Annotated in this window: 13 protein-coding genes; 6 read left to right on the top strand and 7 right to left on the bottom strand. The window is 60.3% G+C overall.

Annotated features, from left to right (window positions below; genetic code table 11):
• Positions 1-19: 19 nt before the first annotated feature.
• The 3 genes from QUE41_RS00605 to QUE41_RS00595 all read left to right on the top strand — a co-directional run bounded on the left by QUE41_RS00605 (position 20) and on the right by QUE41_RS00595 (position 3,616).
• Complete coding sequence (locus QUE41_RS00605) at positions 20-1,651, top strand: mechanosensitive ion channel family protein (RefSeq protein ID WP_286341094.1); 1,632 nt, start codon at positions 20-22, stop codon at positions 1,649-1,651.
• A 90-nt stretch (positions 1,652-1,741) separates the two neighbouring features.
• Entirely contained in the window at positions 1,742-2,605 is an 864-nt protein-coding gene (locus QUE41_RS00600) for a YicC/YloC family endoribonuclease (protein WP_286341093.1), read from the top strand.
• A gap of 138 nt (positions 2,606-2,743) precedes the next feature.
• On the top strand, positions 2,744-3,616 hold the full coding sequence (locus QUE41_RS00595; RefSeq protein WP_286341092.1) for a glycoside hydrolase family 18 protein: 873 nt from the start codon (positions 2,744-2,746) through the stop codon (positions 3,614-3,616).
• 4 nt (positions 3,617-3,620) lie between these two features.
• On the opposite strand, the gene QUE41_RS00590 is transcribed toward QUE41_RS00595, so the two are convergent.
• On the bottom strand, positions 3,621-4,532 hold the full coding sequence (locus QUE41_RS00590) for a LysR substrate-binding domain-containing protein (protein ID WP_286341091.1): 912 nt from the start codon (positions 4,530-4,532) through the stop codon (positions 3,621-3,623).
• A 244-nt stretch (positions 4,533-4,776) separates the two neighbouring features.
• Positions 4,777-4,944, bottom strand: coding sequence for a hypothetical protein (locus QUE41_RS00585; protein WP_286341090.1), 168 nt, complete (start codon positions 4,942-4,944; stop codon positions 4,777-4,779).
• Positions 4,945-5,034: 90 nt separating this feature from the next.
• Here QUE41_RS00585 and QUE41_RS00580 point away from each other — a divergent pair, with 90 nt between their 5' ends.
• Positions 5,035-7,065 carry a methyl-accepting chemotaxis protein gene (locus tag QUE41_RS00580; protein WP_286341089.1) on the top strand — a complete coding sequence of 677 codons (2,031 nt, stop codon included), beginning with the start codon at positions 5,035-5,037 and terminating at the stop codon, positions 7,063-7,065.
• A gap of 78 nt (positions 7,066-7,143) precedes the next feature.
• On the opposite strand, the gene QUE41_RS00575 is transcribed toward QUE41_RS00580, so the two are convergent.
• A complete protein-coding gene (locus QUE41_RS00575; RefSeq protein ID WP_286341088.1) occupies positions 7,144-8,079 on the bottom strand; it encodes a M61 family metallopeptidase in 936 nt (311 codons plus the stop codon).
• Between the two features lie 109 nt (positions 8,080-8,188).
• Between QUE41_RS00575 and QUE41_RS00570 the strand changes: the two genes are divergently transcribed.
• Positions 8,189-9,193 (top strand): adenosine deaminase, encoded by a 1,005-nt coding sequence (locus QUE41_RS00570; protein ID WP_286341087.1) that lies wholly within the window; start codon positions 8,189-8,191, stop codon positions 9,191-9,193.
• A 45-nt stretch (positions 9,194-9,238) separates the two neighbouring features.
• On the opposite strand, the gene QUE41_RS00565 is transcribed toward QUE41_RS00570, so the two are convergent.
• Together QUE41_RS00565 and QUE41_RS00560 are read right to left on the bottom strand one after the other, a co-directional pair.
• A complete protein-coding gene (locus QUE41_RS00565) occupies positions 9,239-9,721 on the bottom strand; it encodes a Dps family protein (RefSeq protein ID WP_286341086.1) in 483 nt (160 codons plus the stop codon).
• Positions 9,722-9,829: 108 nt separating this feature from the next.
• A complete protein-coding gene (locus QUE41_RS00560) occupies positions 9,830-10,033 on the bottom strand; it encodes a (2Fe-2S)-binding protein (protein ID WP_286341085.1) in 204 nt (67 codons plus the stop codon).
• A 249-nt stretch (positions 10,034-10,282) separates the two neighbouring features.
• Between QUE41_RS00560 and QUE41_RS00555 the strand changes: the two genes are divergently transcribed.
• Positions 10,283-10,621 carry a nitrite reductase (NAD(P)H) small subunit gene (locus QUE41_RS00555; protein WP_286341084.1) on the top strand — a complete coding sequence of 113 codons (339 nt, stop codon included), beginning with the start codon at positions 10,283-10,285 and terminating at the stop codon, positions 10,619-10,621.
• Between the two features lie 424 nt (positions 10,622-11,045).
• Here QUE41_RS00555 and nagA read toward each other — a convergent pair whose 3' ends face one another.
• Positions 11,046-12,182, bottom strand: coding sequence for an N-acetylglucosamine-6-phosphate deacetylase (nagA, locus tag QUE41_RS00550; protein ID WP_286341083.1), 1,137 nt, complete (start codon positions 12,180-12,182; stop codon positions 11,046-11,048).
• Positions 12,179-13,888 (bottom strand): glycoside hydrolase family 3 protein, encoded by a 1,710-nt coding sequence (locus QUE41_RS00545; RefSeq protein WP_286342883.1) that lies wholly within the window; start codon positions 13,886-13,888, stop codon positions 12,179-12,181. Before QUE41_RS00545 ends, nagA begins: the two co-directional genes overlap by 4 nt.
• Positions 13,889-13,908 lie beyond the last annotated feature (20 nt).

Raw genomic sequence — 13,908 nt, 5'->3', positions numbered from 1 at the left:
GAACAAAAAACAGACGATGATGATGCGACTAGGACATGGATTGCTGTTGCTCTGTCTGCTGCTGCCTCTGAGCCTGCAGGCGGAGCCGCCGACACTGAAAAACATGATGGAGCAGGAAACCCCGGCAGAAACCGAGGAGCCAGCGCCGGACAAACCCGCCTCAGAGCCCACTGTGGTGGACGAATATGAGCGGGGCTCCCCTCGCTCCTCCATGGAAGGATTGCTGCACGCCCTGCGCCACAACGACTTCGAACGGGCCGCCCACTATCTGGATGGGCGCAACCTGCCCAAACGGGTGGCCGAGCTGCCGCTGTCGCTGCTGGCCGAGGAGTTCAAGCTGATCCTCAACCGCACCCTGTGGGTCGACCTGGACACCCTGAGCGAATCGAAAAACGGCCTCACCGGAGACGGTCTGCCGCCCTACCGGGATCTGGTGGGGCGCGTCCCCTTGGGCTCCCGTCAGGTCAGTGTCTACATGCAGCGAGTGCCCCGGGGGGATGGCCAGTACATCTGGAAAATCTCCAACGCCACCCTGGGTGAAGTCCCCAATCTCTACGAGCAGTATGGCGACGGTCCCATAGGGGAGTACCTCAGCGACCACCTGCCCGAGTTCGAAATCCTCGGCCTGCAGAGCTGGCAGTTTGTGGCGGTGCTGCTGATGTTCCTCATCGCCTACCTCATCAGCCTGCCGCTGTTCGCCATCAGCAAGTGGCTGGTGCGAAGGCGCTACCCGGACAACGCCCAGCTGCAACGCTTTATCAGCGGTCCGCTGAGGCTGCTGTTTGTGGTGCTGGTGGTGCGGGAGGCCTTCCCCCTGGTGCGACCTTCCATCGAAGCCAGGGCCATTGCCGAGGGTCACGCCCTGATGATCCTGGCCCTGGTGTGGGTGATGGTCTCCGGCATGGAGCTGGCCCGGGAGAGGCTCAATCGCAGCTTCCAGGAGAAGGGCAAGGACCAGGGCGCCCAGCTGCTCAAACCCCTGTTCACCATAGGCAAAATCCTGATCATCATCATCGGCCTGCTGATGTGGCTGGAGAACCTGGGGTTCAAGGCCACCACCATACTGGCGGGCCTGGGGATCGGTGGTCTGGCGGTGGCCCTGGCGGCGCAAAAATCGGTGGAAAACCTCATCGGCGCCATCACCCTCTACCTCTCCTCGCCGGTGAAGGTGGGCAACTTCTGTAAGTTCGGCACCCAGATGGGGGTGGTGGAGGAGATCGGCCTGCGCTACACCCGGGTGCGCACCATAGACCGGACGGTGATCCACATCTCCAACGCCACCTTCGTTGACCTGCAGCTGGAAAACTTTTCCGAACGGGAGAAGATCCGCTACAGCCCGGCGCTGAACCTGCGCTACGACACCCCGGCCAGCAAACTGCGGGGAGTGATGGATGAGATCACCCAGGCGCTCAAGGATCACCCCATGACCCATGAATCGCCGCTGCGGGTGCGCTTCCACAAGTTTGGCCCCAATGCCCTGCAGCTCAACGTACTCAGCTACATTCAGACCACCGCCTTCCCCGACTACCTGGAAGCCGCGGAGGAACTGAACCTGGCGATCCTCACCATACTGGAACAGCACGGGGTGGCGATGACCGACACCACCCAGCACCGCTGGCTGGACACCCCCAAGGCCCCCGGGGGACAGTGAGCCTAAGCCCCTGGAATTTCCGGGGGCTTTGCCGTCTCCCCTCCCCCGTGGGTATAATCGGACCACTGACACTTTACAAGGCCACTTCCAATGATCCACAGCATGACCGCCTATGCCCGCAGCGACGTTAAAGCTGACTGGGGCAGCGCCTCCTGGGAGATCCGCTCCGTTAACCAGCGCTACCTGGAAACCTACCTGAGACTGCCCGAGCAGTTTCGCTCCCTGGAGCCCATGCTGAGAGAGCGCCTGCGCAAGCGCCTGGCACGAGGCAAGGTGGAGGTGAACCTGCGCTTCGAACTGACCGAAAACGCCGGCGACACGGTGCAGATGAACGAGCAACTGGCGGCCCAGCTCATCGAGAAGGCCCAGCACCTGCACACCATGGCCGGCATCGGCCAGCTGAATCTGGTGGAACTGATGCGTTGGCCCGGGGTTCTGGAAGCCAGTGAGCGCGACATGGACGCCATCGGCAAGGAGCTGCTGCAGAAGTTCGACGACACCGTGGATCAGTTCCTGGAGGCCCGCGGCTCCGAAGGCCAGGCCCTGGAGAAGATGATCAGCGACCGCCTGGATGGGGTGACCGAGCAGGCCGCCTTTGTTCGTGGCCGCATGCCGGAGATCATGGAGTGGCAGCGTCAGAAGCTCAACGACCGCCTGGCGGAAGTGAAAGAGGACATGGATCCCGGCCGCATCGAGCAGGAGATGATTCTGCTGGCCCAGAAGATGGACGTGGCCGAGGAGATCGACCGCCTGGACACCCACGTCAGTGAGACCCGCAAGGTGCTGAAGAAGGGCGGCGCCTGTGGCCGTCGCCTGGACTTCATGATGCAGGAGTTCAACCGCGAGTCCAACACCCTGGCCTCCAAGTCCATCAGCACCGACATCACCGCCGCCGCGGTGGAGCTCAAGGTACTGATTGAGCAGATGCGCGAGCAGATCCAGAACATCGAGTAAGCCCAAGCGCACTCAGCCCAGCCCCGCATCGCGGGGCTTTTGTTTTTAAAGACCTTTTTTGGCGTAACCGCCGGCTCTCTCCTATAGTTGCAATTGGGCAAGGAACCGCCCGCGACTCGGCAACACAAGGAACAGGTTATGAACCAACCTAAGCTGGTCAGCTACTTCTCCAGTGGCACCATTCCGCTGCAGCGGGCACTGGAACGCCCCTACACTCACATCATTCTTGCCTTCCTCAGCTGCAGTGAACACAGCCCCTTCACCCTGGAGTTGTCCGGCGCCATCGCCGCCCAACCCTCTCCGCCCATACTGACCCAGGGGACCAAACAGGCCGTCCGCCAGCTGCAGCAGCAGGGGATCAAGGTGATGATCAGCTTCGGCGGGGCCACCATGACCAGCTCCGCCTACCGGCAACTGGTGGGACAGGAGAGTTATCTGGCCTACATCCTGGCTCAGTTTGTCATCCAAAACGAACTGGATGGCATCGACATCGACTGGGAGGACAGCGCCGCCTTTGTCGGTCGAGCGGGCTATGACGGCATCGGGTTTCTGGTCAACCTGACCCTGGCCCTGAGGCGGGAGCTGCCCAGCGACCGCTACCTGATCTCCCACGCGCCCCAGCCCCCCTATCTGGAATCCGGCTATGGCATGAGCGGCTATCTGAAGGTGTTGGAACAGGCGGGCAGCGCCATCGATCTGGTGAACATCCAGTTCTACAACAACCGCCCCTGGAGCGGCGACCCGCTGCGGATTGTGGAGTCCTATCAGAGATACTGTCAGTTGCCGGGGATGAACGTGGACAAGGCGATACTGGGCCTGCCGGTCAGCCGTCACAATGCTCAGGCCAACAGCTACCTTCCGGTGGATCGTATAATCTCACAGGTAATCCAGCCCCTGAAAGCCGCCCACTGCCTGGGTGGCCTGATGAACTGGGAGTTCGCCTCAGACACCGAGGGCCACTGGAGCCACCCGGTGAGCGAAGCCCTGGAAGCCCAGAGGGTGACCGGTTAGGCGATCAGGCGCCGTAGAGCGCCTTGCCCTTCTCCACCAGGAAGTCGATCAGCACCCTGACCCGCCGCGCCTTCTGGCTGTTCTGGACAAAATAGAGGTAGAGGCCCGGGTAGGGAGTCCAGTTCTGCTCCAGCACCGGCAGCAGCTGCCCTTGCTGGAAATAGTCGGTGACCATGGGGGTCACCATCCTGCCGATCCCCAACCCCTTCAGAGTCGCATCCATCATGGCGTCAGTGTCGTTGACCACCAGGGCCAGAGGCATCTGTACCGTGATCTGCTGCCCCTGGTGCTGGAGCAACAGCGGTGCCAGCTGATTGGCGGCGATAAACCGGTACTGCACCAGCTTGTGTTGCTGAAGTGACTCGGGAAAGTCTGGGCAGCCGTGGCGCTCAAGGTAGTCCGGTGAAGCAAACAGTGCCTCGCGCATGGGGGCGGTCAGTTGGCGGGCCACCATGCCCGGCTCGATGCGATCGCCGAAACGGATTCCCATATCAAACCCCTCGTTGAGGATGTTGACCGCTTCGTCGGAGACGGAGATCTCCAGTTGAATGTCGGGATAGCGCTGACAGAACTCCGCATAGATAGGCTTAAGGAAAAACTGGAACACAAACCGCGGCAGGGTAATGCTCACCTTCCCCGAGGGGCTTTCGCTCAGATCCTGGACACTCTCCAGGGCGTAATCCAGGGTCGAAATGGCGCCTGCGGTGCGCTCATGGAGCAATTGACCCGCTTCGGTCAATTCGATGCGGCGGGTGCTGCGGTTAAACAGGGGCAATCCCACCTGCCCCTCCAGCTGTTTCAGGGCCTGACTCACCGACGGCGGCGCCATCTCCAGCTTGCGGGCGGCACCGCGAATGCTGCCCTCTTGCACTATGCTCTGAAAAATCATCAGCTGATTAAAGGTGGCTCCCTTCATCGCCCCGCCCCGTTAGGTAATTACGTACAATGATTAAGCCATTATACGTCAAGAGCTATCAACAACCCTAGTTCAACGGCCCTGAATCTGGATTAAAAATGGTTTCATAAGATGACAAACGGCCGGTGTTTAGATAAGTTAATTCGCAGGAATTAGGTATATTTCCATCACAAAGCATGACGCCAATCACTTATTGAATTCAGCACAAACCCCATCAAATCACAATTCTTTCCATTTTGATAAGTTATTCAAAATTTAAATCTTTAGCGATTTTGTCTCTTTTATTCGAAATTCCTTCTCCGGTCACACATCCCTCATCTTCAGAGATCTGCCATATTGACATCCAATTGATCCCTTTGATTTTATGGCCTTCCCCATCGATGGCCGCTTCTAGCGCAGCGGCCTGGTACATCGGCGTTCTTTGACACCAAGACTATTCTGACCATGGGGCAGAAACACTTTAGATTTATTTAATTGGCGTCATTAACTACGGATAAATAATATGTCCACCTTCAATGTGCAGAATAAAAGCATCGGCTTTCAGCTTTGCTCCATTATTACTGTCCTTATCGTAATTGCCTTTTCTCTCACCGGGTATCTGGTCTACCGGGAGAGTTATCAAACCCTGCTGGACAAGGCACTCTCCGAGCACCAATCCAAGGTGCAAGCCCTGAGCATCACGCTGAAACAGAGTTTCGACGGTTACCTGAAGGAAGCCAAGGTGCTGGAAACCGCCTTCCAGAACCAATACCTGGACGGCCTGCAGCCCGCCACCTCGGAAGTGGAGCTGAAAGGGCGCGCCTTGCAGGATCTCAGCGTCTATGGCGAGCGGGTCAGTGACAACCGATTGGTGGATGCCTTTACCCGGGATACCGGTGCCGTGGCCACGGTGTTCGTTAAAGAGGGCAGTGACTATGTTCGCCTCTCCACCTCTCTGACCAACCTCAGTGGTGAGCGGGTAGTGGGTACCGAACTGACCCGCACCAGCGCCGCCTATCGCGCCCTGAGCCGGGGCGACAGCTACTACAACAAGGTCACCCTGTTCGGTAAGCAGTACCTCACCTACTACGCACCTATTGAGGGCGCAGATGGCCGCCAGATCGGTGCCTCTTTCGTGGGTCTGCCGGTGGATCAGGCCTCACAAGATCTGTTTGACAACCTGGCCACCATCCAGTGGGGTGACACCGGCTACTCCATCGTTTTCGACGACAGTGACACCAAGCGGGGGATGTACATCCATCATCCCCTGAAGGAGAACCTGACCAAGAACATTATCCAGCTGGCCACGGAAGAGAAACCCTTCCAAAAACTGTTCGAAAGCGATACCGGAGTGGTGCGCTACCCCCATACCTACAATGGCGTCACCGGCGAAAAGTACCTGGTGTTTGCCAAGGTGCCCGGCTGGAACTGGGTGCTGTCCGGCGGCACCTTCCTGGATGAGGTCACCAAAGAGACCCGCTCTTTGCTGACCACCATCATCCTGGTGGCCTCACTGGCGGGCCTGTTCACCATAGTGGTGGTCACCTGGGTACTGCAGCGGATCCTGCGCCCTCTGGGCAAGGCCAGCGATTATATGGTTGCCCTGGGCGAAGGCCGGGTCAGCATCGACATCCCTCAGGTCTGTGGAGACAGCCGCAACGAGATCACCCGGCTGACCTTCGCCATGGGGCAGATGGCCAAGCAGCTGAACCAGCTGGTGGGGGAGATCAAGACCACCAGCAACGACTCCAACGCCGCCGCCCGCCTGGTGGCCGAGCACGCCCAGTCCAACCTGGGCCAGTCCGAGCAGCAACAGCAGCAGGTGGACCAAATGGCCACCGCCATCGAGGAGATGGCCTCCTCCGCCAATGCGGTGGCCGAACAGGTGGAAGCGGTGGCCCACAACGTCCAGACCGCCAACCAGGACAGCAACGCCGGCTCGGTACTGGTCACCGACATGGAGCAGGAGATCAACAGCCTCAGCGACCAGCTCAACGACTCCACCGATGCCATCCGTCAGGTGCATGAAGAGAGCCGCAACATCGAAAGCGTCACCACCATGATCGACACCATCGCCGAGCAGACCAACCTGCTGGCGCTGAACGCCGCCATCGAGGCGGCCCGCGCCGGTGAGCAGGGCCGCGGCTTCGCGGTGGTCGCCGACGAGGTGCGTCAACTGGCCCATCGCACTCAGAGCTCGGTTCAGGAGGTGGTCTCCATCATCAGCCAGCTGCAACAGCGCATCGAGTCTGCGGTGTCCATGATGAACTCCAGCCAGAACACCAGTGTGTCGGTGAAGGAGAAGGCCCAGGCAGCGGGAGGGGCACTGCACAACATCACCGGCCAGATCAATGCCATCGCCGACATGGCTCAGAGCATGGCCACCACATCCGAGCAACAAGCCCAGGTTTCCCAGGAGATCGCAGCCAATGCAACCTCAGTCAGCGAACTTAATCGCATGACCCGCGACACTTCGGCACAAACCGCCGACAGTGCCGCCGAGTTGCAGCAGCTGTCCGATAACCTGGACAAACAGGTGGCCTACTTCAGCTAGGCCCCAGGGAAAGAGAGAGAAGCAAGGGGAGCTGTGCTCCCCTTTTTCCTGCCTGTCAGGCAGCAGCTGTGCGAGCCGCTAGCGGCTGGTCGCAGGCAGTGGCGAGGGCACAGTGTCCGCCACCAGCTGCTGCCGCCTCTCCCGCCAGGGGGAGCCGGAGGTCAGGCTGAGGCCGGCCTCGGTGCGCACCAGCCCCAGATACTCATAGGAGCGGCTGAGATCCGGAAAGCCGGTCTGAGGCATCATGCTCGACCTGGTGTCGGCAAACAAAGTGGTGCCGCTGAGACGATCGAACGCCTGCACCAGGGTGTCCACCGTCCAGTGACGGTTTTGCTGACGGCAGCAGGCCACAAACTCGCTCAACACCTGAGTCAAAGACCCTTTACCCGTGCGCCTGAGTTCGGTATCCACCGCCAGGAAGTAGGCGGCGCCGCTCCAGTACACCCGCCGGTAGGCGTGGCGACGCCACATCTCCCGGGACAGGGTTTCCAGAGCGACACCGCCATGACCATCATCGTCAATACCGCGCCGAAACCCCCGATCCAGTCGCTTGATCGCTTCATCGGCGGACAGAATGCCCGCCCTGGCCATCAGCAGATACTGCAGATAGCTGGCCAACCCTTCACTGAACCAGGGTTGGTCATTGCCGGGAAAGGGGATCAGCAGATGGCTGAACTCGTGCATGGCGGTCCAGTCGCCCCGCAAGGAATTGAGGGGAAGACGGTAATCCACGTAGAAACGGATCCCCTCGCGCTCCCCCCGGTCTATCTGGGCCCAGGGCACCGCCCCCTTGCCACGGCCTCCGTCATACACCCGGATGCGGGCACAGGGAACCGGATGCTGGCCGGCCAGATCCGCCACCGCCTCTGCCGCCTCTCCCAGCCAGCGGTCAAGCTTGGCCCGCTCCCCACTGGGAATGCGCCGATCAAACTCGAAGCTGGGGCTCTGGCAGCCGGCTCCCGCCTGCCAGGCCCACAGCCACAAAGAAACCATTAAGAGTTTCAGCCAGTTCATTTTTGCCTCCCTGCGCCCGGTCCCCAGATAACTTCTAACTCATATACGGGAATTGAGTTAGACTAGATGGGCATAACCTCCTAACAATGACTACAAAGAGATTATGCCTATGACCCTGGCCACCGATTTTCTCCACGCCCTGCCCAAAGTCGAACTCCACATGCACATCGAAGGCTCTCTCGAGCCCGAGCTGATGTTTCGGCTGGCACAACGCAACAACATCACCCTGCCCTACGACTCCGTGGATGCCCTCCGCCAGGCGTACGACTTCAGCAACCTGCAATCCTTTCTGGACCTCTACTACCAGGGCGCCAATGTCCTGCAGACCGAACAGGACTTTTTTGACCTCACCTGGGCCTACCTGCAGCGCTGCCGCGAGCAGAACGTTGAGCACGTCGAGATCTTCTTCGACCCTCAGACCCACACCGATCGCGGCATCCCCTTCGAAACGGTGATCAACGGACTGACCCGGGCCCTGGACCAGGGGCAACAGCAGTTGGGGATCAGCCACGGCCTGATTCTCTGTTTCCTGCGTCATCTCAGCGAGGAATCCGCCCTTCAGACCCTGGAGCAGGCCAAGCCCTTCAGGGAGAAGATCCTAGGCATCGGCCTGGACTCCTCCGAGTTGGGTCATCCGCCGGAGAAGTTCCAGCGAGCCTTCGCCGCTGCCGAAGCTCAGGGGTACAAACTGGTGGCCCATGCTGGTGAGGAGGGGCCGGCGGAATACATCTGGCAGGCATTGGAACTGCTCAAGGTGCAACGCATCGACCATGGGGTGGCCTGCCTGCAGGATCCTGAGCTGGTGGCCCACCTGGCGGAGCATCAGATCCCGCTGACGGTGTGCCCCAACTCCAACGTCCGCCTGCGGGTGTTCGACACCATGGCAGATCACAACCTGAAGACCCTGCTGGACAAGGATCTGAAAGTCACACTGAACTCGGACGATCCGGCGTATTTTGGTGGTTATATGCTGGAAAATTACGTGAACGTGCAAAATGCTCTGAATCTGAGCAAGGAGCAGTGGCTGAAGTTGAGCGCCAACGCCATCGACGCCAGCTTTGCCTCGGACGCCCGTAAGGCCCAGCTTTACCAACAACTGATGGAGCTGTTCTGATCTTCAGGCAGTAAAAAGCCCAGCCAATCGGCTGGGCTTGCTGTATCAGGCACTGCGTCCGCGGTAGGCTGCCAGCATCCAACTCTCCTTCTCCTGCTGGGACAGGTAGTCGCTCATCAGCGAGGCAGTCCCTTCATCCCCCAATTCGCCGGCGGACTCCAGGATGGCACGCTGCTTGGCGATCAACACCTTGTAGCCGTCGAGCAGCAGGTCGATGCCTTCACTGCCGCTGCTCACCTGCACCGCTTCGCGGATCTCGCTGTGTTGCAGGTAATCGGAAAACGCGTGCAGAGGCTGATGCCCCAGGGTCAGGACCCGTTCGGCGATCTCGTCCACCTTCTCCAGCAGGACGTTGTAGATCTCCTCAAACTTGGTGTGCAACTCAAAGAAATCGGCCCCTTTGATGTTCCAATGGAAACCGCGGACGTTCATGTAAAGAATCTGGTAGTTGGCCAGCAGGTCGTTCAGTTGACCGGCCAGTTGCTCGGCACCCTGGCTGTTCAGCCCAATCAGGTTGGTGTTGTTCATGGCTATCCCCTTATCTCAATTTTGGGCCACGCTGTGTGGCGATTGAGTTCAGATTAACCCTGCACCATTAACGAATAAAGCGAACAATAGCCATTGACGCAATCTGTTTTATGAATCACCGGAGGTATTGGTGGCGAGAGTGCGGCATCGCTGGGTAATTTCCGGTCGGCAGGAACCGCAGCCGGTGCCGGCGCCACAGGCATTGGCCACCTCATCGGCGCTGGTCGCACCGGCCAGGATCACCTCGTCCACATCCTGCTGAGTCAATCTCAGGCAACAGCAGAGCAGGGTTGGGGGAGTGGGCTGAGTCATCGCAATCTTCACCTTTTCAATAGGATGGCCGCGCCAAAACAGGGCACTGTGCGCCAATGCCGCGCAGTATAGCAGCTGGTCATCTCGATTCTGCTCAGACCAAAATCTCAGATTTATCTACATAAGACTCTGATTATCAAACAAATACTTAATTAGGCTTTGATGTTTCAATGACCCGGCCCCCTTCTTGCTGTGTCATGGCAGGGTCATGACGACCCGCTATTGTGACGGGAAACGAGGGAGGTGCTTATGAGCCGTTATTGCACAGACTGGCAGGATATCTGTGCCCTGTCGGAACTCAATCCGGGTGAGGGAGTGTGCGCCCTGGTGCAGGATCAGCAGTTGGCGCTGTTTCTGTTGCGTTCAGGCCAGCTGTTTGCCCTGGACAATCACGATCCCCTGGGCAAAGCCAACTCGGTCTTTCGTGCCCGGGTCGACGAAGAGTCCCGTACCCTGGCCCTGGAGGCCGCCGGCCAGCGGCGGCGCTACTGTCTGCACAGCGGTCGCAACCTGGAGCAGCAGGAGATCTCCCTGGCCACCTTTCCGGTGAGGGTGAAGAACAATCGGGTGCAGCTGGCACTGGAGTAAAAAAAGAGGGCCATCAGGCCCTCAAGGAAATCGATAAGATAAGGTCGTGAAACTGGAGACTCTGGTCCTTGGTGCTGTGGGCCATTGATTACAGCTTACTCGGCCCCTTCTTGGTCGTATAACGCACTCTTACTATTGCACTAATCGACTTTGCCGCTTTGAATCCCGCTCCGGTTTTTCCCGTGCTTCTGTCGGTGTTGTCAGGGCGAGAATCGGGCAAAAAAAGAGGGCCAACAGGCCCTCAAAAAAACGATATGAGATGATGATGAAACTCGGTACTCTGGGCCTTGGTGCTGTGGGCCATTGGTTACAGACTACCCAGTCCTCCCCTTCTCGTATAACGGAGTGTGGCTATCGGCCTAATCGGCTTTATCGTTTTGAATGTCGCTTCATGATTTTTTCTGGCGCTCAGGATGGGGCAGGATCACACTTTCTCCTGCCACAGGGTCTCACCGGCCACCCACGTGCGGCTCACCTTCATCCCTGGCCCCAACAGCGCCATGTTGGCCAGTGCGCCGGGCTTAAGGTGTCCCAGTACCTCCTCCATCCCCAGGGCGCGGGCGGGATTGGCCGACGCCATGCGCAGTGCCTGGCCCGGAGCCACTCCCAGGCCATCGATGGCATTAAGCACCGCCTGGTTCATATCCAGCACCGAGCCCGCCAACTGGCCATCCGGCCCCTCCAGCCGGCAATGGTGACGGGTGACCTGACGCCCCACCAGCTCAAAACTCTGCTGATCGCTGCCCACCGGCGGCATGGCATCGGTCACCAGCATCAGGTTGTCCTGCCCTTTGCACTTCAGCGCCAGACGGGCCGCGCGGTAGTCCATATGATGGCCATCGAGGATGATCCCCGCCATGCTGTATTCATCCAGCAGAGCACTGCCCACCATGCCCGGCGCCCTGGACGCCAGGGGCGACATGGCATTGAACAGATGGGTAAAGCCGACGGCGCCGGCGGCCAGGGCAGCGTCCACCTCGTCGGCGCTGGCGTTGGAGTGACCCAGGAAGACGATCATCCCCAGTGACACCAGGGTACGGATCTCCGCTTCTGACACCACATCCGGCGCCAGGGTGATCATCTTCACCCCCAGGTCGTCCCGTGCATAAAGCTGCCACTCCGCCTCACCGATGGGACGCATATGCTCGGTGTTGTGCACGCCCCCTTTGGACGGGGCCAGATGCGGCCCTTCGAAGTGAATCCCCAGGATGCCGTAGGGGGAACTCTGCCTAGCCCTGGCCACCGCGTCTGCGGCCCGGGTCATGCTGGCCAGGTCATCGGTGATCACCGTCGGCAGCATCGCCGAGGTACCAAACCGGGCATGAGCCTTCAGCACCTCCAGCACCTGATCCGCGTCGGCGGCGTCGTTGATCAGCACGCCGCCGCCGCCATTGACCTGAAGATCCACAAAGCCCGGCGCCAGGATGCCGGTCAGCTTCTCATCCCAGCGGTTGCGCTCCTTGTCGATGCCGGCCACACGGCCATTCTCTACAGTGAGTACCACGTTCTTAAACATCTGCTGGCCGTCGAACATCTGGCTGACCAGATAGCGTTTGCTCATTCCTCTCCCTCCTTCAGGGGCATAAGACCGGATGCCTGGGCCTGGCCCATCAGCACCGCGGCCAGTGAATCGTAACTCGTCCCCCGTCCGGGGCGGTCCAGGTGATAGGCAAAACTGGCCAGGCCCCAGTGGCACCAGGGGCTGACCTGTGAAAACTCGTAGGGGGCTCGCAGGCTCAGGTGGACCACCGACTGGCCCCAGGTTCTGGCCTGCGTCAGCAAACGCACCAGCCGCTCAGGCTGGTGGGCCTGAATCAGTGCCTGTTCACTCAGCGCCGACACATCCTCCATGCCCCCCAACTCGGCGGCGCTCTGGCGGGGCGAGATAAAGCCACTGACCACCAACTCCGCCCGCTCCATCGCCCTGTGAAGTTCCGCGTCCGGCTGAAGCAGGCTGACGCAGCTAATCTCAAGTTCGGGCTTAAGCTCCCTCAGGGCGGCGGCCAGGGCCTGGGCCTTGTCCAGATCGGGCATCATCAACAACCAGTGGCGATGTTCAGCGGCCGGCCTGGGCAGGGTGTTGGGGCACAGCTGGGTAACAGCCGCGGTCGCCAGCTTGCGCTCCAGGGCGCGGTGGGCATCACAGCCGAGCACCTCTGGGGAGGGCAGAGCGCCCAAGGTCAGCTGCCGCTTCAGGTCGGCGATCCGCGCCAGGGAGCGCTGCCACTCATCCGGGTCCAGCTGGCCGCTGTCCATCGCCCCGGCCACAGCGTCAATCAGGGTATCGAGCTTGGTCAAATCCGCCTCACAGCGAATGCGCACCGGCATCAGGGCAATGTCCACTCCGGCGGCAAAGGTGTGGATCACCGCCTGGGTCAGTGGCAACCAGCCGCTGATGCCCGCCATATCCAGGGCATCGGTGATCACCACCCCGCGGTATCCCATCTCCTGGCGCAGCAGGCCGGTGATGATCTTGCGGGAGAGGGTGGCCGGCACCAGGTGCTGCCGACCGTCCAAGCCGGTCAGGGTGGTGTCATCCAGGGCAGGAAACTGAATGTGGGCGGTCATCACCATGGCGGGCTGAACCTGCCTGAGGATGGTGCGGTAGGGAGCCAGCTCCACCCTGTCCAGGTGGGCTCGGTCGTGATCCACTCGGGGCAGGCCGGTGTGGCTGTCACTGTGGGTATCCCCATGGCCTGGGAAGTGCTTGAGGGTGGCCAGAACGCCCCCTGCGGCCAGACCCTGGGCCTGAGCCAGCCCCAGTCGGGCCACCAGATGAGGGTCATCTCCATAGGCACGCACGTTGATCACCGGGTTGTGCGGGTTGTTGTTCACGTCGATGCAGGGCGCGTGATTGACATTGATCCCCAGGGCCGACAACTCCCGGCCCATGGCGACGGCCACCTCGTTGGCCAGCTCAGGGTAAACGGATGACGCCGCCCCCAGGGCCATGTTGCCGGCAAAGGCGGTGGTGTGCGCCTTGGGGGTGCGACACACCCGTCCCCCCTCCTGGTCCACGGAGATCAGCAAAGGGTTGCCAAGGGGAGAGCGCGCCGCCGCCTGTTGCAGCTGCGAGGTCAGGGCGCGAATCTGCTGCGGATGCTGCAGGTTTTCGGAAAACAGGATCACCCCACCCAGGCCATGACGGGCGATCCAGTCGGCCACCGCTTTCGGCAACCGGGTCATTGGGGTGCGCGAGGCGGACGAATCGCCAAAATAGCGCAGGTCGATCATCAACTTCTGGGCGATCTGTTGTTTCAGCTTCATCACAAAGTGGCCGGCTCCAT

It is taken from the genome of Ferrimonas sp. YFM, from assembly GCF_030296015.1.
Classification (GTDB): Bacteria; Pseudomonadota; Gammaproteobacteria; order Enterobacterales; family Shewanellaceae; genus Ferrimonas.
This window is presented reverse-complemented; position numbering and strand designations above follow the sequence as displayed.

Excerpts from the sequence above, each read along its gene's own strand:
- QUE41_RS00605 (WP_286341094.1), top strand. The coding sequence starts at position 20 with ATGATGCGACTAGGACATGGATTGCTGTTGCTCTGTCTGCTGCTGCCT.
- QUE41_RS00600 (WP_286341093.1), top strand. The coding sequence starts at position 1,742 with ATGATCCACAGCATGACCGCCTATGCCCGCAGCGACGTTAAAGCTGAC.
- QUE41_RS00595 (WP_286341092.1), top strand. The coding sequence starts at position 2,744 with ATGAACCAACCTAAGCTGGTCAGCTACTTCTCCAGTGGCACCATTCCG.
- QUE41_RS00590 (WP_286341091.1), bottom strand. The coding sequence starts at position 4,532 with ATGAAGGGAGCCACCTTTAATCAGCTGATGATTTTTCAGAGCATAGTG.
- QUE41_RS00585 (WP_286341090.1), bottom strand. The coding sequence starts at position 4,944 with ATGTACCAGGCCGCTGCGCTAGAAGCGGCCATCGATGGGGAAGGCCAT.
- QUE41_RS00580 (WP_286341089.1), top strand. The coding sequence starts at position 5,035 with ATGTCCACCTTCAATGTGCAGAATAAAAGCATCGGCTTTCAGCTTTGC.
- QUE41_RS00575 (WP_286341088.1), bottom strand. The coding sequence starts at position 8,079 with ATGAACTGGCTGAAACTCTTAATGGTTTCTTTGTGGCTGTGGGCCTGG.
- QUE41_RS00570 (WP_286341087.1), top strand. The coding sequence starts at position 8,189 with ATGACCCTGGCCACCGATTTTCTCCACGCCCTGCCCAAAGTCGAACTC.
- QUE41_RS00565 (WP_286341086.1), bottom strand. The coding sequence starts at position 9,721 with ATGAACAACACCAACCTGATTGGGCTGAACAGCCAGGGTGCCGAGCAA.
- QUE41_RS00560 (WP_286341085.1), bottom strand. The coding sequence starts at position 10,033 with ATGACTCAGCCCACTCCCCCAACCCTGCTCTGCTGTTGCCTGAGATTG.
- QUE41_RS00555 (WP_286341084.1), top strand. The coding sequence starts at position 10,283 with ATGAGCCGTTATTGCACAGACTGGCAGGATATCTGTGCCCTGTCGGAA.
- nagA (WP_286341083.1), bottom strand. The coding sequence starts at position 12,182 with ATGAGCAAACGCTATCTGGTCAGCCAGATGTTCGACGGCCAGCAGATG.
- QUE41_RS00545 (WP_286342883.1), bottom strand. The coding sequence starts at position 13,888 with ATGAAGCTGAAACAACAGATCGCCCAGAAGTTGATGATCGACCTGCGC.